Source organism: Streptomyces griseoflavus, assembly GCF_014649995.1.
GTDB lineage: Bacteria > Actinomycetota > Actinomycetes > Streptomycetales > Streptomycetaceae > Streptomyces > Streptomyces griseoflavus.
In genome coordinates, this window is sequence record NZ_BMUC01000048.1 from 443 (window position 1) to 1,601 (window position 1,159).

The following is a 1,159-nucleotide window of genomic DNA, read 5'->3' on the forward strand; positions in this document are numbered from 1 at the left end:
TGAGCGAGTCCCCGCTGACGGCTGAACTCCACGAACATGCCGGGGTTGGACATGACGGTCGCCCCGCCCGCGAGGGCGAGCGAGCATTCGCTGGAGCGGAGTGACTGCGCGGCCATGTGCAGGGCGACCAGCGAGGACGAGCAGGCGGTGTCGACGGTGACGGCCGGGCCCTCCAGACCCAGGGTGTATGCCACGCGGCCCGACGCCACGCTGGGCGTCGTCCCGGTCAGCACATAGCCTTCGATCTCCTCGGGCGCCTCGTGCAGCCGGGGGCCATAGTCCTGAGCCGTGGCACCGACGAAGACGCCGGCCTTGCTGCCACGCAGCGACTTCGGGTTGATCCCGGCGCGTTCGAGGGCCTCCCAGGAGGTCTCCAGCAGCAGCCGCTGCTGCGGGTCCATGGCCAGGGCCTCACGCGGCGAGATCCCGAAGAACGCCGGGTCGAAGTCGGCGGCGTCATGGAGGAACCCGCCCTCCCGCGCATACGACGTGCCGGAGCGTTCCGGGTCGGCGTCGTAGAGCGCCTCCAGGTCCCAGCCGCGGTCGGCGGGGAACGGCGACACCGCGTCACCGCCCGCCGCCAGCAGCGCCCACAGCTGCTCGGGCGTCCGTATCCCGCCCGGGAGCCGGCAGCTCATGCCGACGATGACGATCGGGTCGGAGGCGGCGCCGGAGTCCGGGGCAGCCATTGCCTCCGCCTCCGCCTCCTCACCCCGCGTGCCCACGAGTTCGCCGCGTACGTGTCGTGCCAGCAGCTCCGGGGTGGGGTGGTCGTAGAGCGTGGACGACGGCAGCCGTACGCCGACCGCGCGGCCGAGCGCGGCACAGAACTCCACCGACATCAGCGAGTCGAAGCCGAGCTGCTTGAACGGCGCGTCCACCGGGACCTGTTCGGGGCTGTCGTGTTCGAGCACGGCTGCGATGTGCCGCCGCACGAGATCCAGTAGCTCCCGGTCCGTCTCCTCCTCCGACATCCAGGCGAAGGAGGCCGCAGGACCGGCCGCCTGCGTCACGGACTCCTCGTCCGCTTCCACATCGGCTACGTCCCCAGGGAGCCCAGCCGACACGCCGACCGTCTCCTTGAGCCAGTACCGGCGGCGCTGGAAGGCGTACGTCGGCAGGTCGACCCGGCGCGGCGTGTTCCCCCGGCCGGTGAAGA

General features: G+C 71.7%; 1 protein-coding gene. It reads right to left on the reverse strand.

Annotation, left to right across the window (positions count from 1 at the left end):
* On the reverse strand, positions 1–1,159 hold a 1,159-nt coding region (locus tag IE172_RS34170), incomplete at both ends, for an acyl carrier protein (protein ID WP_229886757.1).